The 26,935-nt window shown below is 71.4% G+C and carries 29 protein-coding genes and 1 riboswitch; of the genes, 14 read left to right on the top strand and 15 right to left on the bottom strand.

From position 1 onward, the window contains the following. Nucleotides 1-74: 74 nt before the first annotated feature. The 3 genes from CSC66_RS02955 (at nt 75) to CSC66_RS02945 (ending at nt 1,610) form a co-directional block, all read left to right on the top strand. Entirely contained in the window at nt 75-551 is a 477-nt protein-coding gene (locus CSC66_RS02955; protein ID WP_162375898.1) for an Lrp/AsnC family transcriptional regulator, read from the top strand. 102 nt (nt 552-653) lie between these two features. Further along, nucleotides 654-1,235 (top strand): cupin domain-containing protein, encoded by a 582-nt coding sequence (locus CSC66_RS02950; RefSeq protein WP_162375897.1) that lies wholly within the window; start codon nt 654-656, stop codon nt 1,233-1,235. A 48-nt stretch (nt 1,236-1,283) separates the two neighbouring features. Further along, on the top strand, nt 1,284-1,610 hold the full coding sequence (locus CSC66_RS02945) for a hypothetical protein (RefSeq protein ID WP_162375896.1): 327 nt from the start codon (nt 1,284-1,286) through the stop codon (nt 1,608-1,610). Nucleotides 1,611-1,708: 98 nt separating this feature from the next. Here the strand turns inward: CSC66_RS02945 and CSC66_RS02940 are convergent, their stop codons facing one another. The 7 genes from CSC66_RS02940 to CSC66_RS02910 form a co-directional block, all read right to left on the bottom strand. Continuing rightward, nucleotides 1,709-2,593 carry an acid phosphatase gene (locus CSC66_RS02940; RefSeq protein ID WP_238394239.1) on the bottom strand — a complete coding sequence of 295 codons (885 nt, stop codon included), beginning with the start codon at nt 2,591-2,593 and terminating at the stop codon, nt 1,709-1,711. Then, the gene (locus tag CSC66_RS02935) at nt 2,590-3,765 is read right to left on the bottom strand and encodes a glycoside hydrolase family 18 protein (RefSeq protein ID WP_162375895.1); all 1,176 of its coding nucleotides are present in this window, start codon (nt 3,763-3,765) and stop codon (nt 2,590-2,592) included. The genes CSC66_RS02940 and CSC66_RS02935 overlap by 4 nt, the downstream gene beginning before the upstream one ends. Before the next feature lie 191 nt (nt 3,766-3,956). After that, nucleotides 3,957-4,736, bottom strand: a complete 780-nt coding sequence (locus CSC66_RS02930) for a rhomboid family intramembrane serine protease (protein ID WP_162375894.1) — start codon at nt 4,734-4,736, stop codon at nt 3,957-3,959. Nucleotides 4,737-4,868: 132 nt separating this feature from the next. Next, nucleotides 4,869-5,357, bottom strand: coding sequence for a hypothetical protein (locus CSC66_RS02925; protein ID WP_162375893.1), 489 nt, complete (start codon nt 5,355-5,357; stop codon nt 4,869-4,871). 35 nt (nt 5,358-5,392) lie between these two features. Further along, nucleotides 5,393-5,692, bottom strand: coding sequence for a LysM peptidoglycan-binding domain-containing protein (locus CSC66_RS02920; RefSeq protein WP_162312353.1), 300 nt, complete (start codon nt 5,690-5,692; stop codon nt 5,393-5,395). Between the two features lie 105 nt (nt 5,693-5,797). Beyond that, nucleotides 5,798-6,622, bottom strand: a complete 825-nt coding sequence (gene queF, locus CSC66_RS02915; protein ID WP_162375892.1) for an NADPH-dependent 7-cyano-7-deazaguanine reductase QueF — start codon at nt 6,620-6,622, stop codon at nt 5,798-5,800. 117 nt (nt 6,623-6,739) lie between these two features. Next, complete coding sequence (locus CSC66_RS02910; RefSeq protein ID WP_162375891.1) at nt 6,740-7,597, bottom strand: EamA family transporter; 858 nt, start codon at nt 7,595-7,597, stop codon at nt 6,740-6,742. A 132-nt stretch (nt 7,598-7,729) separates the two neighbouring features. On the opposite strand from CSC66_RS02910, the gene CSC66_RS02905 reads away from it, so the two are divergent. Together CSC66_RS02905 and zapE are read left to right on the top strand one after the other, a co-directional pair. After that, on the top strand, nt 7,730-8,395 hold the full coding sequence (locus CSC66_RS02905) for an alpha/beta hydrolase (RefSeq protein ID WP_162375890.1): 666 nt from the start codon (nt 7,730-7,732) through the stop codon (nt 8,393-8,395). After that, complete coding sequence (gene zapE, locus CSC66_RS02900) at nt 8,392-9,495, top strand: cell division protein ZapE (RefSeq protein ID WP_162376154.1); 1,104 nt, start codon at nt 8,392-8,394, stop codon at nt 9,493-9,495. The genes CSC66_RS02905 and zapE overlap by 4 nt, the downstream gene beginning before the upstream one ends. Nucleotides 9,496-9,504: 9 nt before the next feature. Here the strand turns inward: zapE and CSC66_RS02895 are convergent, their stop codons facing one another. The 3 genes from CSC66_RS02895 to CSC66_RS02885 are packed head-to-tail and all read right to left on the bottom strand — an operon-like array spanning nt 9,505 to nt 11,336. Then, nucleotides 9,505-9,729, bottom strand: coding sequence for a hypothetical protein (locus CSC66_RS02895; protein ID WP_162375889.1), 225 nt, complete (start codon nt 9,727-9,729; stop codon nt 9,505-9,507). 27 nt (nt 9,730-9,756) lie between these two features. Beyond that, entirely contained in the window at nt 9,757-10,374 is a 618-nt protein-coding gene (locus CSC66_RS02890; protein ID WP_162375888.1) for a DUF998 domain-containing protein, read from the bottom strand. A 47-nt stretch (nt 10,375-10,421) separates the two neighbouring features. After that, on the bottom strand, nt 10,422-11,336 hold the full coding sequence (locus CSC66_RS02885) for an alpha/beta hydrolase (RefSeq protein WP_162375887.1): 915 nt from the start codon (nt 11,334-11,336) through the stop codon (nt 10,422-10,424). A 135-nt stretch (nt 11,337-11,471) separates the two neighbouring features. Further along, a riboswitch (cobalamin riboswitch) is annotated at nt 11,472-11,696 on the top strand. Nucleotides 11,697-11,969: 273 nt separating this feature from the next. Here CSC66_RS02885 and CSC66_RS02880 point away from each other — a divergent pair. From CSC66_RS02880 to CSC66_RS02865, 4 genes are all read left to right on the top strand, one after another. Then, the gene (locus tag CSC66_RS02880) at nt 11,970-14,321 is read left to right on the top strand and encodes a ribonucleoside-diphosphate reductase subunit alpha (protein WP_238394267.1); all 2,352 of its coding nucleotides are present in this window, start codon (nt 11,970-11,972) and stop codon (nt 14,319-14,321) included. Between the two features lie 53 nt (nt 14,322-14,374). Further along, on the top strand, nt 14,375-14,599 hold the full coding sequence (locus tag CSC66_RS02875) for a hypothetical protein (protein WP_162375886.1): 225 nt from the start codon (nt 14,375-14,377) through the stop codon (nt 14,597-14,599). 103 nt (nt 14,600-14,702) lie between these two features. Next, nucleotides 14,703-15,719, top strand: a complete 1,017-nt coding sequence (locus CSC66_RS02870; protein ID WP_162375885.1) for a ribonucleotide-diphosphate reductase subunit beta — start codon at nt 14,703-14,705, stop codon at nt 15,717-15,719. Between the two features lie 197 nt (nt 15,720-15,916). Continuing rightward, nucleotides 15,917-16,318 (top strand): acyl-CoA thioesterase, encoded by a 402-nt coding sequence (locus CSC66_RS02865; protein WP_162375884.1) that lies wholly within the window; start codon nt 15,917-15,919, stop codon nt 16,316-16,318. An 85-nt stretch (nt 16,319-16,403) separates the two neighbouring features. On the opposite strand, the gene CSC66_RS02860 is transcribed toward CSC66_RS02865, so the two are convergent. Together CSC66_RS02860 and CSC66_RS02855 are read right to left on the bottom strand one after the other, a co-directional pair. Beyond that, entirely contained in the window at nt 16,404-16,604 is a 201-nt protein-coding gene (locus CSC66_RS02860) for an oxidoreductase-like domain-containing protein (protein ID WP_162375883.1), read from the bottom strand. 131 nt (nt 16,605-16,735) lie between these two features. Continuing rightward, nucleotides 16,736-17,629, bottom strand: a complete 894-nt coding sequence (locus CSC66_RS02855; protein ID WP_202935582.1) for a fructose bisphosphate aldolase — start codon at nt 17,627-17,629, stop codon at nt 16,736-16,738. A 160-nt stretch (nt 17,630-17,789) separates the two neighbouring features. Here CSC66_RS02855 and CSC66_RS02850 point away from each other — a divergent pair, with 160 nt between their 5' ends. The 4 genes from CSC66_RS02850 to purU all read left to right on the top strand — a co-directional run bounded on the left by CSC66_RS02850 (nt 17,790) and on the right by purU (nt 21,890). Next, nucleotides 17,790-18,656, top strand: coding sequence for an NAD-dependent protein deacetylase (locus CSC66_RS02850; protein ID WP_162375882.1), 867 nt, complete (start codon nt 17,790-17,792; stop codon nt 18,654-18,656). A gap of 140 nt (nt 18,657-18,796) precedes the next feature. Continuing rightward, entirely contained in the window at nt 18,797-19,648 is an 852-nt protein-coding gene (locus CSC66_RS02845) for a Na+-dependent transporter (protein ID WP_162375881.1), read from the top strand. A 107-nt stretch (nt 19,649-19,755) separates the two neighbouring features. After that, nucleotides 19,756-20,856 (top strand): NADH:flavin oxidoreductase/NADH oxidase, encoded by a 1,101-nt coding sequence (locus CSC66_RS02840; protein ID WP_162375880.1) that lies wholly within the window; start codon nt 19,756-19,758, stop codon nt 20,854-20,856. A 182-nt stretch (nt 20,857-21,038) separates the two neighbouring features. Next, entirely contained in the window at nt 21,039-21,890 is an 852-nt protein-coding gene (gene purU / locus CSC66_RS02835; RefSeq protein ID WP_162375879.1) for a formyltetrahydrofolate deformylase, read from the top strand. Nucleotides 21,891-22,097: 207 nt separating this feature from the next. On the opposite strand, the gene CSC66_RS02830 is transcribed toward purU, so the two are convergent. Continuing rightward, entirely contained in the window at nt 22,098-22,883 is a 786-nt protein-coding gene (locus CSC66_RS02830; RefSeq protein WP_162375878.1) for a TSUP family transporter, read from the bottom strand. A gap of 169 nt (nt 22,884-23,052) precedes the next feature. Here CSC66_RS02830 and CSC66_RS02825 point away from each other — a divergent pair, with 169 nt between their 5' ends. Further along, nucleotides 23,053-24,336 (top strand): amidohydrolase, encoded by a 1,284-nt coding sequence (locus CSC66_RS02825; protein WP_379655860.1) that lies wholly within the window; start codon nt 23,053-23,055, stop codon nt 24,334-24,336. 144 nt (nt 24,337-24,480) lie between these two features. Here the strand turns inward: CSC66_RS02825 and CSC66_RS02820 are convergent, their stop codons facing one another. Beyond that, complete coding sequence (locus CSC66_RS02820) at nt 24,481-26,220, bottom strand: ExeM/NucH family extracellular endonuclease (protein ID WP_162375876.1); 1,740 nt, start codon at nt 26,218-26,220, stop codon at nt 24,481-24,483. A gap of 67 nt (nt 26,221-26,287) precedes the next feature. Next, complete coding sequence (locus CSC66_RS02815) at nt 26,288-26,806, bottom strand: c-type cytochrome (protein WP_162375875.1); 519 nt, start codon at nt 26,804-26,806, stop codon at nt 26,288-26,290. Nucleotides 26,807-26,935 lie beyond the last annotated feature (129 nt).

The raw sequence follows: 26,935 nt of genomic DNA, 5'->3' as shown, positions 1-26,935 counted from the left end.
GGGATTGCAAAGTTGCGCCACCCGCGTGGATGGATGCAATCTTGTTGCGTGAATGCAATGTTGCGAGGCAACAAATGGCCGCTGCCGCCGAGTTCGACCGCACCGACCTGCGCCTGCTGGCGCTGCTGCAGCGCCAAGGTCGGGCCACCAACGCCGAGCTGGCCGCGCAGGTGAACCTGTCGCCCTCGGCCTGCCTGCGACGGATCCAGCGGCTGGAGGCCACCGGGGTGGTGTCCGGCTATGCCGCGCGGCTGGACCCGCAGGTGCTGGGCCTGGGCCTGCAGGCGTTCGTCCGGGTGCAGCTGGAAAAGCACGGCAGCGCCGGCATCGACCGCTTCGTCGAGCGCGTGCAGGGCTGGGACGAGGTGGTCGCCTGCCATGCGCTGACCGGCGACATGGACTACCTGCTGCATGTCTACGTCCGCGACCTCGAGCACTTCTCCCACTTCCTGCTCGACCGCCTGCTCAATGATTCCGGCGTGGCCGACGTCAATTCCAGTTTCGTGCTGCGCACGGTGAAGGGATTCGCCGGCCTGCCATTGCCTGCCTGAGCGGAAGCGGCGGTTCGCCGGCTGCCTCCCGCCAGCAGTGCCGCCTGGCCCGCCAGCGGAAGTCCCTGCGTTGTCACCACTGATCAACCACGGGAGCACCTGATGACAATCACGCGGACGGCGCTTGTGTGGGCAGCGGTCGCAACGGGCCTCACGGCGACGGCATTGCCGGCGCAGGCGCTGCCACCGGCAACGGCGGCCAAGGTCGTGGCCCGGGCGGCCAGCGAAGTCGCGGCGGTGCCCTACGATGCCGGCTCGTCGTACCGGTTGCTGGTGCCGGGCGAGGCGACCGGCGGCCGGTACTCGGTGATCGAACTGACCGAAGGCCCCGGCTACCAGACTCCCTGGCACCGGCACGACACGATGGAGGAGCGCTACTACGTCGCCGAGGGCACGCTTACGGTGAGCGGCGCGGAAGGCGTGCGGGACTATCCCGCGGGTTCCTACATCACCATTCCGGCCGGCGCGGCGCATGCGCAGGGCAACCGCACCCAGCAGCCGGTGAAGCTGCTGCTCACGATCACACCCGGGGGATTCGAGCAGTTCTTCGTCGATCGGGCCGAGTTGTACAAGACCGTGAAGCGCGGCGATCCGGACTTCCAGGAGCGGATGACCGGGCTGGCCATGCGCCATGGCCGGTGGCTGCAGCCGGCGGAGCCGCCACCGGGCATGTCGACGCCCTAGCGCACCGGGGGGACGTAAGATCGGCGGACATCGTCACCGGAGCCGGCCATGCGCAATGCGATCGGAATGGGTCTGCTGGGGCTGGCCACGCTGCCGGCGCTGGCCAGCGATCCGGCCGGATACGACCCGCATGAACGCGAGATCCGCCAGGCCAGCGAACTGGTGCCCTGGTGCCGCCAGGAAGCCGAGGCGCGCTTCGTCGCGCGCGGCGAGCGCACCTACCAGTGGAGCGCGTCCTACAGCGACCGCGGCAACGCCTTGTCGGTGGAAGGGCGGCTGCGCGTGGAAGGCCGGGACGTCGCGGTGACCTGCCGGATCGCCCGCGGCGCTCGCGAGCGCTACGCGACGATCGAGATCGAGGATCCGAAGGGCTGAGCTGCGCGGCCGCGGGCCGGGAAACCGCGAGAGCGCCGAGCCCGGGCCTCCGGTTAGCTATGGCTCCGCCGGTGGCCGCACCTCGGTGCGTGATGGGCTCAGAGCACGCCGGGCAGCGGAATCGCCAGGGCCGCGGCTTCGGCCGCGCAGTCGCGGTCCGGCGCCTGCCCCTGCGTGCGCGCCGCGGCCAGTTCGACGGACGCGGCGGCGACATCGGCACGGAACGCGGCATCGGACTGCAGCCGCGCGAACGTGCCCGCGGCCATGAAGCGTCCCGCGAGGATATCGCTCTGCCAGTGCACGTTGCACACCGCCCGGCTTTCGCCGAACGAACGTCCGCGCGCCAGCAGCGCTTCGGTGTGCGCGGGCACCGCCTGGGTCAGCACCAGCGCCCACATCCAGCCGATCGCCACGTGGCCGGAGGGGTAGGAACCATTGCCGCGCAGCGCCGCTTCGTCGTCCGGCGTGCAGGTCGGTGCGCCGTTCTCGACGAACGGGCGCGCGCGCTGGTAGCGCTCCTTGGCTGCACGGGTGGCCATCGCCGCATCGACCAGGCTGCGGCGCAGCAGGCGGTAGGTCGCCGGGGTGCGTTCGGCATCGATGCGTACGCCCAGCGTGCAGGCGAAAGTGCCGGCGGCGAACGGGAAGTCGAGGTCGGCGTCGCGCGCGGCCTGCTCGAAACGTGGCGTCCCGCGCAGGGCCAGCGCCGCACGCATCACCGCATGGTCCTGGGCGAGCGCGGCACTGCCGGCTGCCGGCGGCGGCGGCGCCAGCGCCAGACTGTCCGGAATGGCGTCCGCGGCCAGGTAGCCGGCCAGGATTCCCGGGCGCAACTCGGGCACCGGCGCGGTGGTGGAAGCGGCCGGCGAGCTGCCGCGTGGCGTGTCCGCGACCGGCGTGGCCGCGCACGCGGCCAGCATCGTCGCGGAGCAAGCCAGCGCCAGCAGGCGGAGCGGGTTGGGGAATGAACGCAGTATCGTCATCGTGTCGTCTCCGCGCGCGCGGTCGCGGCCGGCGCATCCAGTCCATCGCGCAGCGCATCGAGCAGCTCGTCGTCGATGTCGTGCCGGTGTTCCCAGTACATCATGCCGCCCAGGCCGCGCTCGCGTACGAAAGCGGCCTTGGCCGCCAGCGATTGCGGATCGTCGTAGCTGATGAAGTGGCGCGTGGCGGCGTTCCACAGGTACGGCGCCTGCGCCTGCCCGTCCCAGTAACGCACGTAGCCGTCGCGTCCGGACATGCCGCGCAGCTCGCACCACGCCAGCGAATCGACGAAGCGGCCGTAGCGCTGGTACAGGCCCCGATTGGCAGGTTCGACCTGCGCGAACTCGCGCCCGTAGAACGCCACGCCGACATTGAGCTTGGCCGCCGGTACGCCGGCGGCCAGGAACTCGTCGACCGCCTGCACGGTGGTGCGGCTGCCGGGCGGCGCCAGCGCCGAGCGCCCCAGGCCGGTGTGGTGGCCGGTGGTGTCGGCCAGGCTGCCGTAGAAGTCGTAGGTCATCAGGTTGATCCAGTCGAGCACCTGGACGATCCGCGCCAGCTCCAGCCCGCGCGCGGCCTCGCCATCGGCCGCGGCGATGGTCAGCAGGTAGTGGCGGCCGTCGGTGCGGCCCAGCTCATCGAGCTTTGACCGGACGTCCTCCAGCATCAGGCTGAAGTTCCCGCGGTCTTCGGGGCGGTGGCTGATGCCCGGTCCGGGCAGGGTCGGGTACTCCCAGTCGATGTCGATCCCGTCGAGCCGGTGCTCGCGCATCAGCCGCACGGCGCTGTCGGTGAAGCGCGCGCGCGATTGTTCGGTCAACGCCGCTTCGGAGAAATGGTCCGCGCCCCAGCCGCCGATCGAGACCAGCACCTTGAGGTCGGGATTTTCCTGGCGCAGCGCGGTCAGGCCGGCCAGCGACGCCGCGGCGGTGGTGCCGGGCAGGTAGACCTCGCCGGTGGGGTTCACCAGGGCGAAAGCGAAGTTGATCGCGTCGAGCTTGCCGGCGCTGATCGGCGGCAGCGCGGGGCCGTCCATCACATAGCCGATCACCCCCAGCCGCGCGTGGCCGACGGGCACCGGCGCGGCCGGGCTGGCGAACGGGAGCAGCGCAGCGATGGCGAGCGCGGCGCAAAGCAGGCGTGCGGCGAACCTGAAGCGTGTGCGGATCATGCAGTGGCCCGGCGATGCAAAGGGCCGGCCACTATAAGCGCGCAGTTGCCTGCGAAGGCCTGCACCACCGTGCTGGCGCCAGGAATGTCATGCGCGTGTCCTTCGAGTCGCATCGTGCGACAGCCTCCGGTCGCGCCGGTCCGCTCCAGGCCACGCGACGCGCCATGGCCTGTCGCGTCGCTGGCCGCGCTTCAGTCCCGCGGTGCCTGCGGCCGTCGCGGCGGGAAGGCGACGACCTTGCCGCGCGGGTCTTCGTCGCCGCCGTCGCGGTGCCACAGCACCGGGACTTCGTCCGGCGAGGGAGGTTCGAGGCTGTCGCGTTCGCCGGCGCTGCGCTGCGCCTTTTCCTCTTCGATTTCCCAGCTGTAGCGCTTGCGTGGCGGCTCCGGGTCCAGTCGCCGGAACAGGATGCCGGCGAGGATGCCACCGACCGCCCCGCCCAGGTGCGACTGCCATGAAATGCCGTCGCCGTGCGGCAGCACGGTCAGCACCGAGCCGCCGTAGAACAGCATCGCGATCATGCCGGCGGCGATGGACGGGCGGTCGCGGCGCAGCAGGCCCAGGGTGGTTACCAGGAACATCAACCCATGGGTCACGCCGCTGGCGCCGAGGTGGCGGGTGCCTTCCTCGCCCAGCAGCCAGGCGCCCAGGCCGGAACAGATCCACAGCAGCGGGATCGCGCGCAGGGTGGCGCGTGGATACACGCTGCCAGCGAGGGTGCCGAGGATCAGCAAGGCGGTCGCGTTGGCGGCCAGGTGCGCGACCGAGCCGTGCACCAGCGGCGCGGTCAGCAGTCCCAGCAGCGCGGTCCAGTCACGCGGCGACACCGCCATCGCGGGTACCGGCAAGCGCGGCTGCAGTGCGAACACCACGACCAGCAAAGCGACGAAGGCCAGGCTCAGGTTGAAGGCGAGCAGCAGCCGGCGGCGGTCGCGCTCGGCGGTGGTGGAAGCCGGTTCGTCGGGGCTCATGTTTCCTCCAGGGTCGGGATGACCATGGCGGCGCCTGGAGCCCGAATCAAGCGCGCGGCAAAAAAACGGGCGCGGTTCGCACCGCGCCCAACTAGCTCACCCTGCTGGGAGAGAGACAGAGAGAGAGCTTCCCTACTTCACCTCGAACTCCTTCGACTGGACGACCGAGCCGTCGAGGGAGATTTCGACCTTGTAGCGGCCGACGGGGAACCCGTCCGGCTTGCTGATCTGGAAGGCGGTGGTGCCGTCGCCGGTGAGGCTCAGGTCGCGGGCTTCCTCGTGAACGGTCTGGCCGTCCTGGAAGGTCCACTTGGCCGCGAGCTTGCCGGGCACGGTAGCCATCGCGTCGCTGGTGCGGGTGGCGACCGAGGCGAAGATCGTGTCCTTCGGCGCGAACGTGGTCGCCGGCGCGGCGACGCGGTTGTCGGCGCCGACCGCGTTGCCAAGCTCGAGCGAGGTCACCGCGGCGGTCGCGGCGGCGGCGGGGGGCGTCATCGGCGTGGGTTCGCTGGTCGCAGGCGGTGCCGGCGGCGGCGTGGGCTCGGGCTTCTTGCAGGCGGACAGCACGAGCGCGGCAGCCAGTGCGGCCGACAGCGGATACAGCAGGCGGGTACGGCTCATGAGGGGATCCTTCTGGAGGATGGGGAGCGGGGCGCTCAGGCCGGGTCGGCGGGGATCTTCAGCACCTGGCCCGGCTTGATCCGGTCCGGGTCGTCGAGCTGGTCGCGGTTGGCCTCGAAGATCCGGGGCCAGGCGCTGGCCTTGCCGTAGAACTGCTTGGCGATCGCCGACAGCGTGTCGCCCTTTTCCACGGTGTAGGTCTGCACCGGGGGATCGACCATCTCCTCGGTGGAGCGGACGCCGCCCTGCACGTTGCTGAAATCCGGGCGCTCGGCCTCGGTGCTGCGGACTCCGCCCTGCACGTTGGAGAAGTCCGGCTTGTTTCCGGTACCCATGCGCGTGACCTGCTCTGGAGGCGCGGCCACCGTCTCACAGCGCCTGTTAACAAAGCATCTGAAGCTCGTGAAGCCTTTATTGGACCGGCCGCCCCGCGTGCCGGTTCACTGACGCAGGTCACGCAACGGCGGCGGCGGCGGCATGTCCGCGGTCGCGCGCCAGGGATTGATGTCCAGCCCGCCGCGGCGGGTATACCGCGCCTCCACCGACAGGCTGGCCGGGCGGCAGCGATGCAGCACGTCGAGGAAGATCTGCTCGACGCACTGCTCGTGGAAGCCCGCATGCTCGCGGAAGCTGACGATGTAGCGCAGCAGTCCGGCACGGTCGATGCGCGGCCCCCGGTAGCGCAGGTGCAGGCTGGCCCAGTCGGGTTGGCCGGTGACCGGGCAGTTGGACTTGAGCAGGGCCGAGGCCAGGTGTTCTTCGGTATGCGCCGCGTCGTCGGCGTCCAGGTACGCCGCATTCGGCGGACCGTAGTCGTCGAAATCCGCTTCGACGGCGTCGATCGATTCGCCGTCGCCGGCCGCGTCCTCCGCCATCGGCGGCAGGCCGATGGCGACCGCCACCGGCGCCCCGGCGCTGCGCGACAGGTCGCCGGCGATGCGCTCGAGCACTGCCCTGGCATCTTCGAAACGCTCGCCGTTGAGCGAGTTGAGATAGAGCTTGAGCGACTTGGATTCGATCAGGCTGGGGGAATCGTGGGGCACCTGCAGGGTGGCGGTGGCCACCTGCGGCTTGCCGCGCGCGTCGAGCCAGGACAGTTCGTACGCCATCCAGCGGTCGTGGCCGGTGAACGGCAGCGGCGCGGCAGCGGCCAGGCCGAGCTCGGAACGCGCGCCGGCACGCGGGATCGGGAACAGCAGGGTGGGGTCGTAGCCCTTGGGATAGGCGACCTCGCGGCCCAGGCTGGAGTCTTGCGCGGTAGTCATGCGTGCATTCTAGGGCCGGGTGCGCGCCGCGACCCGCCAGGCCGATCCTGCCGCAGGCGCCCGTTCATGGGCGGCCGACCCGTCGCGGCCGTTGCGGTGCCCGTCGTGCCCGCAACGCTACCCCTGCGCCAGCGCGATCAGCCCGATCGCCGCCACCGCCGCGACGATCGCCACGCGGTTCAGTGCCGAGGTCCGCTCGCCGAATGCCAGCACGCCCACCGCGGTGCCGAGCACGACCACGCCGATGTTCATCGTCGCGAACACCACCGCAGGGCTGTCCGGCAGCGCCTGGTGCGCGCGCACGTAGAAGAGGATGTTGCCGAAATTGAGCAGGCCCAGGAGCAGGCCGGCGGCGACATGGCGCAGGCCGGGGCGCACGCCATGGCGAACCCGGCGCCAGCCCTGCCAGGCGAGCATCCCGGCGAAGGCCATGACGAAGGCGACCATCAGCGCCGCGGTGGCCGGGGTCCCGGACAACGCCACGCGCTTGAGCAGGACATCGACCACGGCGAACCCGGCCCATACCGCCAGCAGCAGGACCCAGGCGCGCGGGCCGGCCTCGCCCCGCACCGGGCGGGCGAGGATGCCGGTCACCGCGAGCAGTCCCAGCGCCAGTCCGGCCAGCTTCAACGGCCCGGCCTGTTCGCCGAAGAACAGGAACGCCGCCGCCAGCGAGAGCAGCAGCGACAGGCGCTGGGCGATGTCGGTGCGGACGATGCCGGCCTGCCGCACCGACGCGGCCAGCACCAGGAACAGCGTGGGCAGCACAAGCGCGAGGGCCAGCAGCTCGATCCACGGCGCGCCGGGCTGGCGCAGCGCCGCCGGGGGCGGCTGCAGCAGCCAGGCGCACAGCAGCGCGGCGGCCAGGTAGTTCCAGGTCACCATCTGCGCCACGTCCCAGCCGCGGCGCGGTGCCAGCTTCAGAAGCACCGAGACGAGCACGCTGCAGGCCACGCTGAGCAGGATGAAATGCATGGGAGTCCGCGCAGGAGGAAGCCGCGGATTGTAGAGCGGGGCTCGCTCCGCTGCTCCCGGTGATCGCAGTCGGTGCCGGGGCCCGAAGCCCGGGCCAAAGCAGCGGGGCAGGCCCCGCTCTACAATGCGCCGATGACACAGCCTGCTTTCCCCGCCGAATCCACCACCCTGCTGCTCGACGGCCCCGCCGGTGCGCTCGAGGTCGCCATCGACCTCCCGGAGCCCGCCGACGCGCGCCCGTTGCTGGCGGTGGTCTGCCATCCACTGCCGACCGAAGGCGGCACCATGCACAACAAGGTCGTGACCATGGTCGCCCGCGCGCTGCGCGAACTCGGCGCGACCACGGTGCGCTTCAACTTCCGCGGTACCGGCGGCTCGGCCGGCGCGTTCGACCATGGCAAGGGCGAGCGCGAGGACCTGCGCGCGGTGGTGGAGTGGGCGCGGGCCGGGCACCCGGGCCACGCACTGTGGCTGGCGGGTTTCAGCTTCGGCGCCTATGTCAGCCTGTCCGCCGCCGCCGCGCTGCGGCCGGATGCGCTGATCTCGATCGCCCCGCCGGTCGCCGGCCGCGGCTGGGAGTTCGACGACATCGAGATTCCCGAGGTGCCGTGGCTGGTCGTGCAGGGTGATGCCGACGAGATCGTCGACGCGCAATCGGTCTACGACTGGGTCGACTCGCTGCCGCGCAAGCCGCAGCTGGTGCGCATGGTCGACACCAGCCACTTCTTCCACCGCAAGCTGATCGACCTGCGTGGCGCGATCCAGCACGAAGTGAAGGCGTGGCTGCCGCCGGCATGAGCCAGGCCGACGCGGTCCGCACGCCCTCGCAGGCCTACGCCGACGGCGCCGCCGCCGGGCGCTGGCGCGACGATCCGGCGCAGCACCCGGCGTTGCGGGAACTCGACCGCGTCCAGCGCGAGCTGCTGGCGGCCACGCCGACCGGCTGGCGGGCGCGGCTGGGGCTGGGCGGACGCCCGGCGCCGGTAAAGGGGTTGTACCTGTGGGGCGGCGTCGGCCGCGGCAAGACCTTCCTGGTCGACCTCTTCTACGAAGGCCTGCCGCTGGAGCAGAAGCGGCGCACGCATTTCCACCGGTTCATGCGCGGCGTGCACGAGCAGTTGCGCGAACACGCCGGGCAGTCCGATCCGCTGGCGAAGATCGCGCGCGAATGGCGCGAACGGCTGCGCGTGCTGGTGCTGGACGAGTTCTTCGTCACCGATATCGGCGACGCGATGCTGCTGGGCCGGCTGCTGGAACGGCTGTTCGCCGAGGGCGTGACCCTGGTCACCACCTCCAATACCGCGCCGCAGAACCTGTACAAGGATGGCCTGCAGCGCGAGCGCTTCCTGCCGGCGATCGCCCAGCTGCGCGAACACTGCGTGGAGCTGGCCGCGGATGGCCGCGAGGACTACCGCCTGCGCGCGCTGACCCGCTCGCCGGTGTACCGCACGCCGCTGGACGCCGGCAGCGAGGCCTGGCTGGCCGAGCGCTGGCAGGCGCTGGCCTCCGGTGCGCCGGCGCGCGACGGCAGCATCCGGATCGAGGGCCGTCGCATCGGCGTGCGCGGCCGCGGCCATGGCGCGGCCTGGTTCGACTTCGCCGAGCTGTGCGAGGGACCACGCTCGACCGACGACTACATCGAGATCGCGCGCGAGTTCCAGATCGTGCTGCTCGGCGGCATCCCGCGCTTCGATGCGAACAGCGAGGATGCCGCGCGCCGCTTCGTCAACCTGGTCGACGAGTTCTACGATCGCCAGGTGACCCTGGTCTGCACCGCCGCCGCGCCGCCGGTGGCGCTGTACGAGGGCAAGCGCCTGGCCGGTGCGTTCGAACGCACCGCCTCGCGGCTGATCGAGATGCAGAGCGCGGAGTACCTGGCGCGCACGCACCGCGGCTGAGGCGGTGTTTCAGGGCAACGGACCCAGCCAGCCGGTGATGACCGGATGCCGCGCACGGACCGCCGCGACCAGCAGGTCCAGCGCCAGCAGCGCGATGAGCCCCGCCCCGAGCCGCATCAGGCCGTCCCCGGCGATGGTCGCCACGTGCAAAGCGCTGGCGGCGAACGCCAGGCCGAGCACCAGCGCCAGCACGCGGCCCGCGGTTCGAAGCGTTCCCCGGGTTGGCGGTGTCATGCGCGGCTCCATGTGGGCAGGGCGGGATCAGCGCCGCGGCGCGCGCCGCAGGTGCCATCCCGCCAATCCCAGCCACGCCAGGTAGAGGGCGATCACGACCTTCTGCGATCCGCCCCGCGGCAGCGCCTTCCACAGCGCATGCAGCCACAGTCCGGCGAACGCCAGCGCGGCCAGGACCAGCAGCGGCCTGGCGACGGCACGCCAGTGCGGGTCGCGGTGCAGCGAGGCGGACTGCAAGAGCATCGCCGTGCCGACCAGCAGGAAGGCGGCGATCGCCGACACGCCGTGGATGAACGCGCCGGCATCGCTGGCCGGATACCCGGGACTGGCGCCGGGCCAGGTCGCGGTGACGGCCAGCGCCAGCCCGCCGCCGACCAGCAGCACCGGCACCAGGATGTAGCGCGCGGAGGCCACCAGCGAACGCTGCAGGGCGGCGGCGAGCAGGACGGTCGCCAGCGCCAGGCCGTAGTAGGCAGCCTGCAGCCACGCGCTGTTGGGGCCGGCCAGGTAGAAGCTCAGTGGCGCCTGCCACCAGTCGTACTCCGGGCGTGCGGCCTGTACCGCGACCGCGCTGGCGCAGAACACCAGGACCAGGCCGAAGACGAGCGTGCCGAGACGGGCGGGAGTGGGGACTGGCGGGCGCATGGGCGCAGTGTGGCCGAAGCCGGCCCGCGGTTGGAGGGGCGCCGTGCTCAGCGCGCCAGCGCATCCAGCCAGCGGTCCACCGCGGCGGTGTAGTCCGAGGGCAGGCCGAGCTCGCGGTTGAGCTGGCGGTGCGACAGCGCCTGCGGCAGCACTTCCATCGCGACGCCCAGCGTCGCGGCCTTGGCCTGGAAGGCGCGCGCCTGGGGGCAGGCGTCGTTGCGACGGGTCGAGCAGACCAGCAGCATCGGCACCGCTTGCGCGGTGAGCTGGTGCTGCGGCGATGCGGCGACCCAATCGTCCGGATCGGCGCCGAACGCGCGGTCGTACAGCGGCGGCAGGCGCGGCCGCCGCATCATGTCCGGCACGTCGAGCGCGCCGCTGTCGAGCGACACCACCCCCAGCGGCGGCCGCGCGCCGGCCTCGCGCCAGAGCACCGGCGAGGCGCCCACCAGTGCGGCCAGGTGGGCGCCGGCCGAGTGCCCCATCAGCACCACGCGCGCCGGATCGGCACCCCAGTCCGGGGCCATGCGCTGCACCTGCGCCAGCGCGCGCGCCACGTCGCGGGCCTGGTCCAGCGGTGCGGTGGCCGGGCGCAGGCGGTAGTTGGTCGACACCAGCACGCTGCCCTTCGGCAGCCACTGCCCGGCCTTGCCCTCGACCACGCCAGGATTGTCCTTGTTGCCGTTGGCCCAGCCGCCACCGTGCACGAACAGGATCACCGGGGCACCGGGCACCGGCCGGGCCGGCAGGTAGGCGTCGAACCGTTGCCGGGCATCGTCGCCGTAGGCGATGTCCACCAATGCGCGGGAGCCGGCGGGAAGCTGGGGCGGCTGCGTGGCCGGTTCGCGGGAGGCCTGGCGCGCCTGTTGCAGGCGCTCCCGCCAGCCCTGGGCGGACGCATCGCCGGCGACCAGCGCCAGGGCGAGCAGGGCGGCGGAAAGGCCCGCAGGGACGGTCGGCATGGCTCCACCTCCGGTTCGGGACCCGCTGGGAAACGCGCCGGGCAGGCCCGGGTTGACCGCTGCCGCTGCGGGTGCGAGCGCCGGATGTCAAGCGAGGCGGACACCACATCGCGTATTGACGGGCCGGTGCCGCCCCCATATCTTGTGGTTGTCGGTTCCGGTGGCCTGCTCGCCACCGGATCAAAAGGGAAGCCGGTGACGCGCCTCGCGCCAGTCCGGCACTGCCCCGCAGCGGTAATTGGGAACGAACCCGCCATCGAGCACTGGGGCGCCTGGCCCCGGGAAGCGGCGGAAGTAGGAGGACGGCCCCGGCCTTCCGCGCCCATGAGTCCGAAGACCTGCCGACAGCCGCGCGATGCACACCGCGCGGTGCCGGCCGCGGAATCTCCGGGGGGAGATGGCTGGCGACGCAGGGCCAGTCCGCAGTCCGCCTGCCGGTTCTCGCCCCCTGCGACGCCGCTTTTCCATCCTCCGGATCCACCGGCCATCCGCTGCCCCGCGAGGGATGGGGCCGCCGCGTGCGCCACGCATGGAGGAGCAACCGTGAGCCAGACCGATACCGCCGTCGCCGGCGCCGCCGCCGCGTCCCCGGACGACGCATTCCAGCTGACCCCGCCGCCGACGGCCACCGCGATGAGCGTGACCAAGCGCAACGGCAGCCGCGAGCCGGTGGACCTGAACAAGATCGTGCGCGCGGTGCAGCGCAGCTGCGAGGGGCTGCACGCGGTCGATCCGATGCGCGTGGCCACCCGCACCATCTCCGGCCTGTACGACGGCGCCAGCACCCGCGAGCTGGACGAACTGTCGATCCGCACCGCCGCGCTGCTCACCGGCGAGGAGCCCGAATACAGCCGCCTGGCCGCGCGCCTGCTGGCCGGCTACATCGCCAAGGAGGTGGCCGGCCAGGAGATCCATGCGTTCTCACAGTCGGTGGCCCGTGGCCACGAGGTGGGCCTGATCAACGATCGGCTGCTGAGCTTCGTCCAGACCAATGCGCGCAAGCTCAACGACGCGCTCGACCCCTCCCTGGACCTGGGCTTCGACTACTTCGGCCTGCGCACGCTGTACGACCGCTACCTGCTGCGCCACCCGCACACGCGCAAGGTGATCGAGACCCCGCAGCAGTTCTTCCTGCGCATCGCCTGCGCGCTGAGCGAGGACGTGCCCGAGGCGCTGGCGCTGTACCGGCGCATGGGCCAGCTCGACTACCTGCCGTCCTCGCCGACGCTGTTCAACAGCGGCACCACCCACGAGCAGCTGTCCTCGTGCTTCCTGCTCGATTCGCCGCAGGACACGCTGGAATCGATCTATGCCAGGTACGGCGACATCGCCCAGCTGTCCAAGTTCAGCGGCGGCATCGGCGTGAGCTACAGCCGGGTGCGCTCGCGCGGCTCGCTGATCCGGTCCACCAACGGCCACAGCAACGGCATCGTGCCGTGGCTGAAGACGCTCGACTCCTCGGTCGCGGCGGTCAACCAGGGCGGCAAGCGCAAGGGCGCCGCCTGCGTCTACCTGGAAACCTGGCACGCGGACATCGAGGATTTCCTCGAACTGCGCGACAACACCGGCGACGAGGCCCGGCGCACCCACAACCTCAACCTGGCCAACTGGGTGCCTGACCTGTTCATGCAGCGGGTGGAGGCCGACCAGGAATGGTCGCTGTTCGACCCGCGCGTGGTGCCGGAGCTGGTCGACCTGTACGGCGAGGACTTCGCGCAGGCCTACCTGCAGGCCGAGGCGCAGGGCAAGGCGGTCAGGACGTTGCCGGCACGCAAGCTCTATGCGCGGATGATGCGCACCCTGGCCGAGACCGGCAACGGCTGGATGACCTTCAAGGACAAGTGCAACCGCGCCAGCAACCAGACCCTGCGCAGCGGCAACGTCATCCACCTGTCCAACCTGTGCACCGAGATCCTGGAGGTCACTTCGGCCGAAGAAACCGCGGTGTGCAACCTGGGCTCGATCAACCTGGCCAACCACTTCGACGACGACGGCCCCGCCGGCACAGGCACGTTCGACTTCGACAAGCTGGCCGAGACCGTGCGCCTGGCCGTGCGCCAGCTCGACCGGGTGATCGACCTGAACTTCTACCCGATCGAGACCGCGCGCCGCGGCAACCTGCGCTGGCGGCCGGTCGGGCTGGGCTGCATGGGCCTGCAGGACGTGTTCTTCCGCCTGCGCCTGCCGTTCGACAGCGAGCAGGCCCGGGCGCTGTCGGCGAAGATCGCAGAGACCATCTACTTCCATGCGCTGGAAACCTCGGTCGAACTGGCGCAGGAGCGCGGCCGGCATCCGTCGTTCGCCGATACGCGGGCGGCGAACGGCGAGTTGCAGTTCGACGCCTGGGGCGTGGTGCCGGAGGACGTGGAGCGCTGGGACGCGCTGCGCGAGCGCATCCGCGAGCACGGCCTGCGCAACTCGCTGCTGGTCGCCATCGCCCCGACCGCCACCATCGCCTCGATCGCCGGCTGCTACGAGTGCGTCGAGCCGCAGGTGTCGAACCTGTTCAAGCGCGAGACGCTGTCGGGCGACTTCCTGCAGGTCAACCGCTACCTGGTCGCCGAGCTGAAGAAGCTCGGGCTGTGGACCGACGAGGTGCGCGACGCGATCAAGCTGGCCGAGGGCTCGATCCAGGGCGTGGCGCAGATCCCCGAAGCGCTGCGCCAGGTCTACCGCACCGCCTGGGAGCTGCCGATGCGCGCGCTGATCGACATGGCCGCCGGCCGCGGCGCGTTCATCGACCAGTCCGCCTCGCTCAACCTGTTCATGGAAAGCCCGAACATCGGCGCGATGTCGTCGATGTACATGTACGCCTGGAAGCAGGGCATCAAGACCACCTACTACCTGCGCTCGCGGCCGGCCACCCGGATCGCCAAGACCACCGTCGGCCACGCGACGTCGGCGGCGCCGAAGCCGGACTACACCCCGGCCGAAGCGGTGGCCTGCTCGCTGGAGAACCCGGAGGCGTGCGAGGCCTGCCAGTAGCCAGACGGCGGGTCGCCGCGAGGCCGCCCGCCCTGGCAAGAAGAGGAGAACGGATGAAGCGGTACGCCAACCATTCCGGCGACTCGGGCGTGGAGGCCTACCGGACCACCGCGGGTTCCATCTTCGTCCGCTTCCGCAACCGACCCGAACCCTACGAGTACCGCAGCACCGGCCGCGCCGGCCCGGAAAAGGTCGCGCGGATGAAAGCCCTGGCCGAGGCCGGCCGGGGCCTGGCCACCTACATCAGCCGGTACGCGCACGACGACTTCGAGCGCTGACCGCCACACCGTCCCCTGGAGCGGGCAGGACGCGGGAACAGGATGTTCCGGGCACAAGGACGTGCCGACCCGCGCCGCCTCCCAACGCACCGAGACCCGCGCCATGTCCACCCATCGCCAGCTCCTGCTCGACCCCGGCTTCGAACTGACCCTGCGGCCGATGCGCTACCCGCAGTTCTACGACATGTACCGCGACGCGATCAAGAACACCTGGACGGTGGAGGAGATCAATTTCCAGATCGACATCTCCGACCTGCACGCGAAGATGACGCCGGCCGACCGGCACCTGATCCACCGCCTGGTCGCGTTCTTCGCCACCGGCGATTCGATCGTGTCCAACAACCTGGTGCTGAACCTCTACCAGCACCTCAACGCGCCCGAGGCGCGGATGTACCTGTCGCGCCAGCTCTACGAGGAGGCGCTGCACGTGCAGTTCTACCTGACCCTGCTCGACAACTACCTGCCCGACCCCGGCGAGCGGGCCAAGGCCTTCGCCGCGGTGGAGAACATCCCGTCGATCAAGAAGAAGGCCGACTTCTGCTTCAAGTGGATCGATTCGATCCACGGCCTGCGCAGGATCGAAACCCGCGAGCAGCGCCGCCAGTTCCTGCTCAACCAGATCTGCTTCGCCGCCTGCATCGAGGGGCTGTTCTTCTTCGCCGCCTTCGCCTACGTCTACTACTTCCGCTCGCGCGGCCTGCTGCCGGGCCTGGCATCGGGCACCAACTGGGTGTTCCGCGACGAGAGCTGCCACATGGAGTTCGCCTTCGAATGCGTGCGCACGGTGCGCGAGGAGGAGCCTGACCTGTTCGACGAGGCCATGCAGCGGCAGGTGTACGACATGCTGGACGAGGCGATCGAATGCGAGCTGCAATTCGCCGAGGACGTGCTGTCCGGCGGCGTCGCCGGCATCTCCACCCGCGACATGCGCCAGTACCTGCAGCACTGCGCCGACAACCACTTCGCCAAGCTGGGCATGGCGCGCCGCTACCACGCACGCAACCCGCTGCCGTTCATGGAACTGCAGGACGTGCAGGAACTGACCAACTTCTTCGAGCGACGCGTCTCGGCCTACCAGGTCGGCGTGCAGGGCGAGGTGGGCTTCGACCACGCGTTCTGAGCCGTCGCCCGGTTGCGGGATCGCAGCTGCGGGCGAACCGGCCCGCATGCGTGACAGCAGGTACGCACGAAGCCCGGCGCTGGCCGGGCGCCGGGCCACGACCAGGCGTTCACCGTATCCGCAGCCCCGCGACCCCATCGTGATCCGGGCTTGCGCTAGGCTGGACCCGGGAGGCCCTTCCGCGCAGGAGCATGTCGATGTCCGAAGTCCCTACCGCCGAAGCACGCCCGACCCAGGCGCGGCTGCTGCACATGGTCTTCCCCGACCACACCAACCACCTGGGCACGCTGTTCGGCGGCCAGGCGCTGGCGTGGATGGACATGGCCGCCTTCATCGTCGCCTCGCGCTGGGCGCGCACCACGGTGGTGACCGCGCGCTCGGAACAGGTCGACTTCAACCAGCCCATCCACAAGGGCGACCTGGTCGAGGTGGTCGCCACGATCGTCAAGGTCGGGCGCAGTTCGATGAACGTCGAGGTCGAAGTCATCACCGAGAACCTGCTCAGCGGCGAGCGCAAGCTGTGCACGCGCGGCCGCTTCGTGATGATCGCGCTCGATCCGCTGGGCCAGCCCACCGCCGCGCCGCCCTTGCCCCTGTAGGAGCCCAGCTTGCTGGCGACCCGTGCCGCGGAACCGCGAGCGCGTCGCCTGTGCCGGCGCGCCGGGTCGCGGGCAAATCCGGCTCCTACGCCGGTGGCGCCTGCGGGTGGCGTTGTTCCCATGCCGCCAGCGCCTGCCGGTACTGCTCCAGCGCGTCGGCATACAGGTCGTAGACGCAGATCGGGCAACCGCTCTCGCAGCATTCCTGCGGCAACGGCTTTTCCGGGGGCTGCGGTCGCGGATCGTCCGGGAGGGAAGCCGCGGAGCGGGAAGGATCGTCGTTCACGACGCACAGCCTAGCAGCGGTATCCGCTAGTCGGCATCGGCGGTGCCGCGGCAAACAGGACAGGGGGGAGGCGAAGGTGCCGCGCCCCTTGAACAACCGCCGCCGCGCCTGCGCACGGCGGCGGTGCCGGCTCAGGCGATCGAGGCGCGGTAGATCGATTCGATCGTGGCGTCGAGCGCCTGGTTGAACTCGGCGTCGCCCTGCTGCGCGCTCAGGCCCTCGGTCAGGGCGCGGCTGAAGCTGGCGATGACGCCCGGATTCCGCGCCAGCCTGGCGTTGGCCTCGTCGCGGCTGTAGCCGCCGGACAGCGCCACGACCTTGAGCACGGCCGGGTGGTCGACCAGCTCCTGGAAATAGCCGTCGACGCTGGGCAGGGTCAGCTTGAGCACGACCGGGGTCGAGGGATCGAGCTGGTCCAGGCGCGCGAGCAGGCCTTTCTTCAGCTCGACCTCGATCGCCTCCTTGTCGGCGGCCTTGATGTCCACTTCCGGCTCGACGATCGGCACCAGGCCGGCGGCCAGCACCTGCCGCGCCAGTTCGAACTGCTGGTCCAGCACCCTGGCGATGCCGGCCGGATTGTTGGCCTTGATCACCGAGCGCTCCTTGGTGCCGAACACGCCCTTGGCCTTGGCCCGCGCCAGCAGCGCGTCCAGGCCGGGGATCGGCTTGAGCAGCTGCACGCCGTCGGCCTCGTCCTCCAGGCCCTTGTCGATCTTCAGGAACGGCACCACGCCCTTGTCTTCCCACAGGTAGGCGACCGCGTCCTTGCCGCCGAAGCGGTCGTCCATCGTGCGCTCGAACAGGATCGCGCCGACCACGCGCTCGCCGGTGAAGGCCGGGCTGGTGACGATGCGGCTGCGCATCTGGTGGACCAGCGCGAACATCTCCGCGTCGCCGGAATAGGCCGATTCGTCGATCCCGTACAGCTTGAGCGCCTTGGGCGTGCTGCCACCGCTCTGGTCGAGCGCGGCGATGAAGCCCTGGCCGGCGGCGATGCGGTTCTTCTGGTCCTGGTTGATCGACACGGTTGGCGTTCCTGTCTGCGGGCAAGGGCCGCGATGGTAGCGCGAGGCCCGTTCCACCGGTACGAGACAACGCTGTCAACGCGGTGGACGGCCGCCATGCGCTTCCGGCGTGCCCACGGGGGCTTGCGCGCGTGCGGCCCCGGCCCCATCGACCTGTGTCATGGACGCAATCCCGCACCCCGCGCCCGTCGCCGGCAGCGACCGGCCCGGCGCGCTGCACGAATTCCTCGCGCGCCACCGGCGCCTGTTCGTGCTGACCGGCGCCGGCTGCAGCACCGCGTCGGGCATCCCCGACTACCGCGATGCCGAGGGCGGCTGGAAACGGGTCCAGCCGGTGACGTTCCAGGCGTTCACCGGCGATGCCGCCATCCGCCGTCGCTACTGGGCCCGCAGCCTGGCCGGCTGGCCGCGCTTCGCCGCCGCGCGCGCGAACGCGGCACACCAGGCGCTGGCCGCAATCGAGGACGATGGACGGATCGAAGCGCTGGTCACCCAGAACGTCGACGGCCTGCACCAGCAGGCCGGCAGCCGCACCGTGATCGACCTGCACGGGCGCCTGGACCGGATCGTCTGCCTGGGATGCGGCGCGCTGTCGCCGCGCGCCGACTTCCAGCACGAGCTGGTGCACCGCAATCCCGGTTGGGACCGGTACGCGGCGGTGACGGCGCCGGATGGCGACGCGGACCTGGACGGCGTGGACTTCGCCGGCTTCGCCGTGCCGGCATGCCCGCGGTGCGGCGGCCTGCTCAAGCCCGATGTCGTGTTCTATGGTGAAAGCGTGCCGCGGGCGCGGGTGGAGGCGGCGGTGGCGCACCTGCACCGCAGCGACGGCATGCTCGTGGTCGGGTCGTCGCTGATGGTGTATTCCGGCTTCCGCTTCGCGCGGATGGCGGCGGAGGCCGGGATACCGCTGGCCGTGCTCAACCTGGGCCGTACCCGAGCCGACGGCCTGGCCACGCTCAAGATCCACGCCGATTGCGCGCTGGCGCTCGCGCGCCCGGGGCGCACCGGATCCGGGCAGGGATGACGCGATCCCCGCTCCAGGCCTAGGATCCTCTGCCACGGCCGCGCCGGCACGCCCTGCGCAGCCCGGTCCTAGCGATACCCGGCTCCGGACCAGTCCTCGCCATGGATGAGGTATCGGAGTGGAGCCCTCCAGGAGAGCGCATGTCACCGGTCGCCGTGTTGAAGGTGTCGATCATGCTCAGCGCGTTCCTGTACGTGTTCGCGCTGGCACTGCGGGCACGCGCCGGCGACCTGGCCCACCTGTTCCGCCGCTGGCACGCCGGCCTGCGCGCGTTCGCCGCGATGTTCCTGGTGGTCCCGGCGATCACCGTGGCCGTGGTCGCCGCCTTCGACCTCAAGCCGGAGGTGGAGGTGGCGTTGCTGGTGCTGTCGCTGTCGCCGGTGCCGCCGATGCTGCCGGCCAAGCAACTGCAGGCTGGGGCCGGCGGTTCGTACATCGTCGGCCTGCTGGTGGCCGCCGCCCTGGCCTCGCTGCTGGTCATGCCGCTGGGGCTGCACCTGCTGGGCCACCTGTCAGGCGGCGCGCGGGAGGTGCCGGCCGCCAGCGTGGCCCTTCCCTTGGCCACCACCGTCGTCGCGCCGATGCTGCTGGGCCTGGCCGCCGGGCGGCTGCTCGGCGACGCGCGCGCGACCGCGGTGGCGGCCGTGGTGGGTCGGTTTGCCCTGGTGCTGCTGCTCGGATGCGCCGCGGTGCTGCTGCTGGCCATGGCGCCGGACATGTGGCGGTTGCTCGGTGGCGGCACGCTTGCGGCGGTGCTGGCGATGATCCTGGCCGGACTCGCCACCGGCTACCTGCTCGGTGGGCCGGTCAAGGAGCACCGCGCCGCGCTGGCGCTGGCGGCGGCTACCCGCCACCCGGGCGTGGCCCTGGGCGTCGTTGCGGCAGCTTTCCCGGGCCACCGGCTGGCCCTGGCCGCGGTGCTGATCCCGGTCGTACTCAACGTGCTGGTCGGCATTCCCTTCCTTCGTCTGGTCCGGCGCGTGCGCGCCTGAGCCGGCCACGCCCGCCGCCACCACGACGCACTGATCCACCCATGCGGCTTGATGCCGGCGCCGGCGCCGGGTGCAATGCGGCTCCCCCGCCGTCATGCCGCGCCCCCATGAGCCTGCTGTTCTCGCCGATCTCCTTCGGCCCGCTGCAACTGCCCAACCGGATCGTCATCGCGCCGATGTGCCAGTACTCGGCGCACGACGGCTGCGTCAGCGACTGGCACCACATCCACCTCGGCAACCTGGCCCTGTCCGGCGCCGGCCTGCTGGTGCTGGAGGCGACGGCGGTGGAGCCGCGCGGACGCATCAGCCATGCCGACCTCGGCCTGTGGAACGACGACCAGGAGGCCGCGCTGGCCGCGCTGCTGGCCTCGGTCAGGCGCTGGTCGCCGATGGCGCTGGGCATCCAGCTCGCCCATGCCGGGCGCAAGGCGTCCACCGCGCGGCCCTGGGAAGGCGGTGGCGCGATCGCGGCCGACGATCCGCATGGCTGGGCCACGGTCTCGGCATCGGCGCTGGCCTACGACGAGCGCCACGAACGACCGCAGGCCCTGGATGCGGCCGGCATCGACGCCCTGGTCGAGGATTTCGTGCAGGCCGCGCGCCGCGCGGTACGCGTGGGCCTGGACCTCATCGAGATCCACGCAGCGCACGGTTACCTGCTGCACCAGTTCCTGTCGCCGCTGAGCAACGCGCGCGACGACGCGTACGGCGGCAGCCTCGAGAACCGGATGCGGCTGGTGTTGCGCGTGTTCGACGCGGTCCGGGCCGCCGTGCCGTCGTCGGTCGCGGTCGGGGTGCGCATCTCCGCCACCGACTGGGTCGAGGGTGGCTGGGACCTGGCGCAGAGCCTGGCCCTGGCGCGCGCGCTGGATGCGCGGGGCTGCCACTTCATCCACGTCTCCAGCGGCGGCCTGGATCCCCGGCAGCAGATCGGCGCGGGCCCCGGCTACCAGGTGCCGTTCGCCGAGGCGATCAAGGCGCAGGTGGCGATGCCGGTGATCGCGGTGGGCATGATCACCCAGCCCAGGCAGGCCGAGGCGGTGCTCGCCGAGGGCCGCGCCGACGCGGTCGCGCTGGCCCGCGGCATCCTCTACGACCCGCGCTGGCCCTGGCACGCGGCGGCCGAACTCGGCGCCAGCGTGGTGCCCGCGCCGCAGTTCCTGCGCTGCGAGCCGCGGGAAGCGCGCGGCGTGTTCGCTGCCGCGTAGGGGATCGCTCCGCCGCGCTTCGCATGGCGCCGTGGGCGAGCGCCCTGGAGGCAGCGGGGCAAGCCCCGCTCTACGGCGGCTGGGGCGCGGGGGGAGAGCGGCCGCCGCGAAACCGTCTGCTGCGGTATCGGCTGCAACCGACGCGCCACGCCGGGGCGGGCGTCGCCTACCATGGCGCTCCTATGCGCAACGACCACATCCTCGCCCTGTCGTGCCCGGATCGCACCGGCATCGTCTATCGCGTGTCCGGCCTGCTGTTCGGCCAGGGCTGCAACATCGTCGACGCCCAGCAGTTCGGCGACGACGAGACCGGCCGCTTCTTCCTGCGCGTGCATTTCGAGGTACCCGAACCGGGCGTGCTGCCGGTGGTACGCGAGCGCTTCGGCCACCTGGCCGAGGAGTTCGACATGGACTGGCAGATCCACGACGCACGCCGGCGCGCGCGGTTGCTGGTGCTGGTGAGCAAGCAGGGCCATTGCCTCAACGACCTGCTGTTCCGCGCCCACAGCGGGCAGCTGCGGGTGGACATCGCCGCGGTCGCATCCAACCACGACGATTTCGCCGCGTTGTCCGCGTCGTACCGGGTCCCGTTCCACCACCTGCCGGTGGATGCATCGAACCGCGCGACGCAGGAGCAGGCGATCATCGACCTGGTGGAGAAGGAGCGCATCGACCTGGTGGTGCTGGCGCGCTACATGCAGATCCTTTCGCCGCGCCTGTGCGAGGCGCTGTCCGGGCGCGCGATCAACATCCACCACAGCTTCCTGCCCAGCTTCAAGGGCGCGCAGCCGTACCACCAGGCGCACGCGCGCGGGGTCAAGATCATCGGCGCCACCGCGCACTACGTCACCCCGGACCTGGACGAGGGCCCGATCATCGAGCAGGACGTGGCCCGCGTGGACCATGCCATGACCCCGCGCGACCTGGTCCGCACCGGCAGCGACATCGAATCGCAGGTGCTGGCGCGCGCGGTGCGCCGACACGTCGAGCACCGGATCCTGCTCAACGGGCACAAGACCGTCGTGTTCCGCTGAGCCTGCACGGTCCGGCCCGCGGACGCAGGCGCGATCCCGTAGAGCGGGGCTTGCCCCGCTGCTTCCTGCGCCACGGTACGAACCGGATCCCGTGCCAAGGGCAAAGCCCCGGGTTGCGGGTGCGGCCGGGTGCGATGCGGATAAAAGGCAGCGGGGCGAGCCCCGCTCTACGGGGAGCGACCGGCGCGGCGTCGCATGGCCCGCCGTTCAGTAGCCCAGCCACGCCCGCAGCGGATGCGCCGGCTCGGCCAGCAGCTTCAGCGCCAGCAGCAGCGACACCGTCACCAGCAGCGGCTTGATCACCCGCGTGCCGTGCCGCATGGCGAAGCGCGAGCCCAGCTGCGCGCCGAGGAACTGGCCGGCGCCCATCGCCAGGCCGACCTTCCACAGCACCGCGCCGCTGGCCAGGAACACGCCGAACGCGCCCACGTTCGAGCCGAAGTTGAGGAACTTGGTGTGCGCGGTGGCCTTGAGCAGGCCGAAGCCGGCCAGGCCGACGAAGCCCAGCATCAGGAACGAACCGGTGCCCGGGCCGAACACGCCGTCGTAGAAGCCGATCGCCGGGACGAAGGTCAGCCCGAACACGCGTGGGCTGATCCGGTGGTGGCGCTCGACCGCGCCGATGTCGGGCTTGAGCGCGAAGTACAGCGCGATGCCGACCAGCAGGAACGGCAGCACCGCGCGCAGCCAGCTGCCGGGCACGACCGTGGCCAGCAGCGCGCCGGCGACCGCGCCGAGGGCGGCGGTAAGCGCCATCGGCAGTTGCGCGCGCAGGTCGACGTGGCCGTGGCGCGCGTACGACCAGCTCGCCGAGGCCGAGCCGAACAGCGACTGCAGCTTGTTGGTGCCCAGCGCCTGCAGCGGCGGGATCCCGGCCAGCAGCATCGCCGGCAGGGTGATCATGCCGCCGCCGCCGGCGATCGAGTCGATGAAGCCGGCCAGCAGGCCGGCGAGGAACAGCAGCAGCAACAGCTGCAGGGCGAGGTCGGGCATGGGCCACCGGCGAAGGAACAACGCCGGCGCGGGGACGTGGCGTGCGTCGCCATTCTACGGCCCGGTGCCGCACGTTCGCGCGGCAACCGGTAGCATCGGTGCCATCCCCTGGTGGAGTCGCTCGATGTCGCTGCCCTTCCGTTCCGCGGTTTCCCTGCTCGCCGGCGCCATGTCGCTGTCCCTGGCCGTGCCGGCGCTCGCCGATCCGGCCCAGCGTCCTGAAGTGGCGGCCGCCGCGCAGAAGCTGCAGCAGCAGGTCGTCGACTGGCGCCGCGACTTCCACCAGCACCCGGAACTGTCCAACCGCGAGGAGCGCACCGCCAGGGTGGTCGCCGAAGAATTGCGGCGCATGGGCTTGGACCCGAAGACCGGCATTGCCCACCACGGCGTGGTGGCGATCATCAAGGGCGGCAGGCCGGGCCCGAGGATCGCGCTGCGCGCCGACATGGACGCGCTGCCGGTGACCGAACGCACCGGCCTGCCGTTCGCGTCCAAGGCCACCGCGCAGTTCCGCGGCGAGACGGTCGGGGTGATGCACGCCTGCGGCCACGACGCGCATACCGGGATCCTGCTCGGCGTCGCCCAGGCGCTGGTCGACATGCGGGCCACGCTGCCGGGCGAGGTGATGCTGGTCTTCCAGCCGGCCGAGGAAGGTCCGCCGGTCGGCGAGGAAGGCGGCGCCTCGCTGATGCTGGCGCAGGGACTGTTCGACGGCTTCAAGCCGGAGGCGGTGTTCGGCCTGCACGTGTTCTCGACCGTGCCGGCCGGTCAGATAGCGGTGCGCAGCGGACCGCTGATGGCGGCCTCGGACCGGTTCAGCATCAAGGTGGTCGGTCGCCAGACCCACGGCTCGCGGCCGTGGGGCGGCGTCGACCCGATCGTGGCCGCCGCCGACCTGGTCGGCACCGCGCAGACGATCGTCAGCCGCCGCACCGACCTGGCCAAGCTGCCGGCGGTGGTCACCTTCGGCGCGATCAAGGGCGGCATCCGCTACAACATCATCCCCGACGACGTGGAGATGGTCGGCACCATCCGTACCTTCGACGAAGGCATGCGCCAGAAGATCTTCGCCGACCTGCGCAATGTCTCCGAGCACGTCGCCGCCGCCCACGGCGCCAGGGTCGAGGCCCAGGTGCCCGACAGCGAAGGCAATCCGCCGACGGTCAACGATCCGGCGCTGACCGCGAAGATGCTGCCGAGCCTGCAGGCGGTGGTCGGCGCCGGCAACGTGTTCGAGCCGCCGCTGCAGATGGGCGCCGAGGATTTCTCGCTGTACGGCCAGAAGGCGCCGGCGCTGTTCTTCTTCGTCGGCGCGACCGGCGCGGGCATCGACCCGGCGACCGCGCCGGGCAACCATTCGCCCGAGTTCCTGCTCGACGAGAAGGCGCTGGACGTCGGCTTCCGCGCGCTGTTGCAGGTGAGCCTGGATTACCTGCACGGCACGACCGGCTGAGGATCGGATGACGGGGCGGCAGCGGAATCGCCCCTGGTATTTCGTAGAGCGGGGCTTGCCCCGCTGCGTCCGCGAAACCCGAAACAGCCAGCGGGGCGAGCCCCGCTCTACGACGGCATCGGTATCGCTGCGCCGTCGTCGTGGTTACAGGTCGAAACCCAGCCGTAGCGGGTCGTGGTCCGAGCTGCGCCACGGGCCGGGGACATTGCGCGCGGCATAGCCGGCATCGTCCGGTTCGTCGGCGTTGACGTGCCACTCGGCCGCGCCGCGCAAGTGCGGCCGCAGCGCCGGGCTCAGCAGGGCGTGGTCGAGCCGGCCGCTGAGGCCCTGGTAGACGTAGCTGTACGGGCGGGCCCCGGCCGGCGTCTCGCCGTCGGGGGCGAAGGCGTCGGTCCAGCCACCCTCCTCGCGCAGCCAGCGCACCGGGTCCTCCATCGCATAGGCGTTGAAGTCGCCGAGGATCACCACCCGCTCGCGGCCTGCGCCCAGCGGTGCCGACTGCAGCCAGGCATGCAGCCGTTGCGCCGAGTCCACGCGCAGCGCATTCCAGCAGCCCTGTCCATCCTTCTGGTCGGTGTCGGCGCCTTCGGCTTCGCTGCAACCCTTGGACTTGAAGTGGTTGGCGACGACCACGAAGTCCTTGCCACCGCCGCGGCGCTGGAACGCCTGCGCCAGCGGCACCCGGCTGCGTTCGCCGAACGGGCCGCCTTCCAGTACCGCCGGTGCGCCGCGCGCGAGCACGCGGTCGTCGCGGTAGATCATTCCCACCCGGATCGTGTCCACGCCCGGGCCGCGACCGGCGTCCACGTAGCGCCAGCGCGCACCGTCGGCATTGAGCTCGCGCACCAGTCGCGCCAGGCTCGACGCCTCGCCGTAGCCGTCGTTCTCCAGTTCCATCAGCGCGGCCACGTCCGGGTCCAGGCCGCGGATCGCGGCGACCAGCTTGGCCAGCTGCGCGTCCAGCGCCTGCGGCGTCTTCGCACCGCGCTCGGTCGGGAAGCCGCCGCCGCGGCCGTCGCCGTTGAACAGGTTTTCCAGGTTGAACGCGGCCACCCTCACGTTGCCCGGCACCTGCGGCGGCGCGGGCCGCGGCGCTGCGTCGATGCGTGGCGGCGACACCAGTTGCAGGCGCCAGCCCCCATGCCGATGGTCGACGATGCCTTCGGCGCCGTGGACGACGCTGCCGGTGCGCGGCGTGTCGCGGCCGTCGAGCCATGCGATGGTGTCCGGGTCGCGCTGGTGGCTGCCGTCGTCGAGCAGCAGGCGCTGGCGGGCGTTGCCGCGGACCAGCGCGGCATGCGCCTCCGAACCGGGGCGGGCGAGTTCGCTCGGCTGCCACTGTCGTCCGTCGAAGGACACCGCCAGCTCGCCGAAACGCGCCAGCGCGTCGCTGCCGGTGACGGTGAGCGGCGCCTCGATGCGCACGCGCATGCCTTCCAGCGCTTCCCAGTCGGCCGGCAGCGCAGCCAGTGGCCGTGCCTGCACCGGGTCGGCCGGGGTGCAGCGGTCGATGTGGTCCACCTGCAGCGCGGTCACGCTCCCGCCGCCGCGGCTTTCCAGCTCGACCACCCGGCCGTGGAACCGGCACCGCGTGCCGGTTTCCAGCGCCGCGGGGAATGCGAAACCATCGGCGGCCTGCACGAACAGCGCGTCGGACGTCGCCGGGTCGCCGTCACCGCCGTCCTGGACGTAGAGCCCGCCCAGGCCGTCGCGGAAGTCCGCGCTGACGACGCCGGCGACCAGGACCTGCTGGCCGGCCAGCGGGCTGCGTGCCGCGGCCCCCTGCACCTGGCCGATCGGCACCGCGTCGGCGGCAGCAGCCGGCCCGGGCAGGGCAGCGGCCAGCAGCAGGGGCAGGGAGCGAAACACGGTCGCGACGGTCATGGCGGGAGTCCGGTGGCGGAAACGACAACGCCGCCCGGAGGCGGCGTTGTCTGGATCGGGGCGGGGGTTACTTCAGGTTGGCCAGCATCCAGTCGACCGTGGCCTTGACCTGCTCGTCGGTGAGCGCGGGATTGCCGCCGCGCGGCGGCATGATGCCGCCGTCCGGGCCGGTGAAGCCCTCGATCGCGTGCTTGTAGAGGGTCTCGTTGCCCTGGGCGATGCGCGCATCCCAGTGCGCGTGGTCCAGGGTCGGGGCCTTGCCCACGCCATTGGTGTGGCAGGCGCCGCAGAGGTTCTGGTAGATCACCGCGCCATCGGTGGTGCCGCCGTAGGCGACCTGCGAGGCGGCCTTGGCGACGGCTGCGGCGGCCGCGGCGGCCTGGGCGGCGGCGCCGGTATCGCCCGCGTAGACCGACCCGGCCGGGTGGATGCGTGCCGCGGTGCGGCTGGCGGCCGTCGGCGAGACTTCCGGCGGCAGCTGGCGGTGCAGGTACAGGGCCAGCAGGATCAGGCCCAGCGTGACCAGGGCCAGCAGGCCGATCACCATCGAGAACCGCTTCAGGAATTCCAGGTCGTAATTACGCACATCGCATCCTATGGCGAGTGGCGCGGCAGGCCACAGCTGGCGCCGATTATAGAGAGGGTTGCCTCGGCTTCGGAAGCCGGAAGCCTTGGGCGGTGGGCATTTGCTGCCCGCGGCCGGCGCCGGGTCATG

It is taken from the genome of Pseudoxanthomonas kaohsiungensis (genome assembly GCF_010211765.1).
Taxonomy (GTDB): domain Bacteria; phylum Pseudomonadota; class Gammaproteobacteria; order Xanthomonadales; family Xanthomonadaceae; genus Pseudoxanthomonas; species Pseudoxanthomonas kaohsiungensis.
The sequence above is the reverse complement of the archived record's forward strand: the minus strand, read 5'-3'. Positions and strand labels throughout refer to the sequence as shown.

Coding starts and splice junctions, on each gene's coding strand:
- CSC66_RS02925 (WP_162375893.1), bottom strand. CDS start 5,357: ATGAGCCGTACCCGCCTGCTGTATCCGCTGTCGGCCGCACTGGCTGCC.
- CSC66_RS02895 (WP_162375889.1), bottom strand. CDS start 9,729: ATGACACCGCCAACCCGGGGAACGCTTCGAACCGCGGGCCGCGTGCTG.
- CSC66_RS02890 (WP_162375888.1), bottom strand. CDS start 10,374: ATGCGCCCGCCAGTCCCCACTCCCGCCCGTCTCGGCACGCTCGTCTTC.
- CSC66_RS02825 (WP_379655860.1), top strand. CDS start 23,053: ATGTCGCTGTCCCTGGCCGTGCCGGCGCTCGCCGATCCGGCCCAGCGT.
- CSC66_RS02935 (WP_162375895.1), bottom strand. CDS start 3,765: ATGATCCGCACACGCTTCAGGTTCGCCGCACGCCTGCTTTGCGCCGCG.
- CSC66_RS02905 (WP_162375890.1), top strand. CDS start 7,730: ATGACACAGCCTGCTTTCCCCGCCGAATCCACCACCCTGCTGCTCGAC.
- CSC66_RS02950 (WP_162375897.1), top strand. CDS start 654: ATGACAATCACGCGGACGGCGCTTGTGTGGGCAGCGGTCGCAACGGGC.
- CSC66_RS02885 (WP_162375887.1), bottom strand. CDS start 11,336: ATGCCGACCGTCCCTGCGGGCCTTTCCGCCGCCCTGCTCGCCCTGGCG.
- CSC66_RS02830 (WP_162375878.1), bottom strand. CDS start 22,883: ATGCCCGACCTCGCCCTGCAGCTGTTGCTGCTGCTGTTCCTCGCCGGC.
- CSC66_RS02845 (WP_162375881.1), top strand. CDS start 18,797: ATGTCACCGGTCGCCGTGTTGAAGGTGTCGATCATGCTCAGCGCGTTC.
- CSC66_RS02910 (WP_162375891.1), bottom strand. CDS start 7,597: ATGCATTTCATCCTGCTCAGCGTGGCCTGCAGCGTGCTCGTCTCGGTG.
- CSC66_RS02920 (WP_162312353.1), bottom strand. CDS start 5,692: ATGGGTACCGGAAACAAGCCGGACTTCTCCAACGTGCAGGGCGGAGTC.
- purU (WP_162375879.1), top strand. CDS start 21,039: ATGCGCAACGACCACATCCTCGCCCTGTCGTGCCCGGATCGCACCGGC.
- CSC66_RS02930 (WP_162375894.1), bottom strand. CDS start 4,736: ATGAGCCCCGACGAACCGGCTTCCACCACCGCCGAGCGCGACCGCCGC.
- CSC66_RS02865 (WP_162375884.1), top strand. CDS start 15,917: ATGTCCGAAGTCCCTACCGCCGAAGCACGCCCGACCCAGGCGCGGCTG.
- CSC66_RS02945 (WP_162375896.1), top strand. CDS start 1,284: ATGCGCAATGCGATCGGAATGGGTCTGCTGGGGCTGGCCACGCTGCCG.
- CSC66_RS02820 (WP_162375876.1), bottom strand. CDS start 26,220: ATGACCGTCGCGACCGTGTTTCGCTCCCTGCCCCTGCTGCTGGCCGCT.
- queF (WP_162375892.1), bottom strand. CDS start 6,622: ATGACTACCGCGCAAGACTCCAGCCTGGGCCGCGAGGTCGCCTATCCC.
- CSC66_RS02875 (WP_162375886.1), top strand. CDS start 14,375: ATGAAGCGGTACGCCAACCATTCCGGCGACTCGGGCGTGGAGGCCTAC.
- CSC66_RS02955 (WP_162375898.1), top strand. CDS start 75: ATGGCCGCTGCCGCCGAGTTCGACCGCACCGACCTGCGCCTGCTGGCG.
- CSC66_RS02850 (WP_162375882.1), top strand. CDS start 17,790: ATGGACGCAATCCCGCACCCCGCGCCCGTCGCCGGCAGCGACCGGCCC.
- CSC66_RS02940 (WP_238394239.1), bottom strand. CDS start 2,593: ATGACGATACTGCGTTCATTCCCCAACCCGCTCCGCCTGCTGGCGCTG.
- CSC66_RS02870 (WP_162375885.1), top strand. CDS start 14,703: ATGTCCACCCATCGCCAGCTCCTGCTCGACCCCGGCTTCGAACTGACC.
- zapE (WP_162376154.1), top strand. CDS start 8,392: ATGAGCCAGGCCGACGCGGTCCGCACGCCCTCGCAGGCCTACGCCGAC.
- CSC66_RS02880 (WP_238394267.1), top strand. CDS start 11,970: ATGAGCGTGACCAAGCGCAACGGCAGCCGCGAGCCGGTGGACCTGAAC.
- CSC66_RS02840 (WP_162375880.1), top strand. CDS start 19,756: ATGAGCCTGCTGTTCTCGCCGATCTCCTTCGGCCCGCTGCAACTGCCC.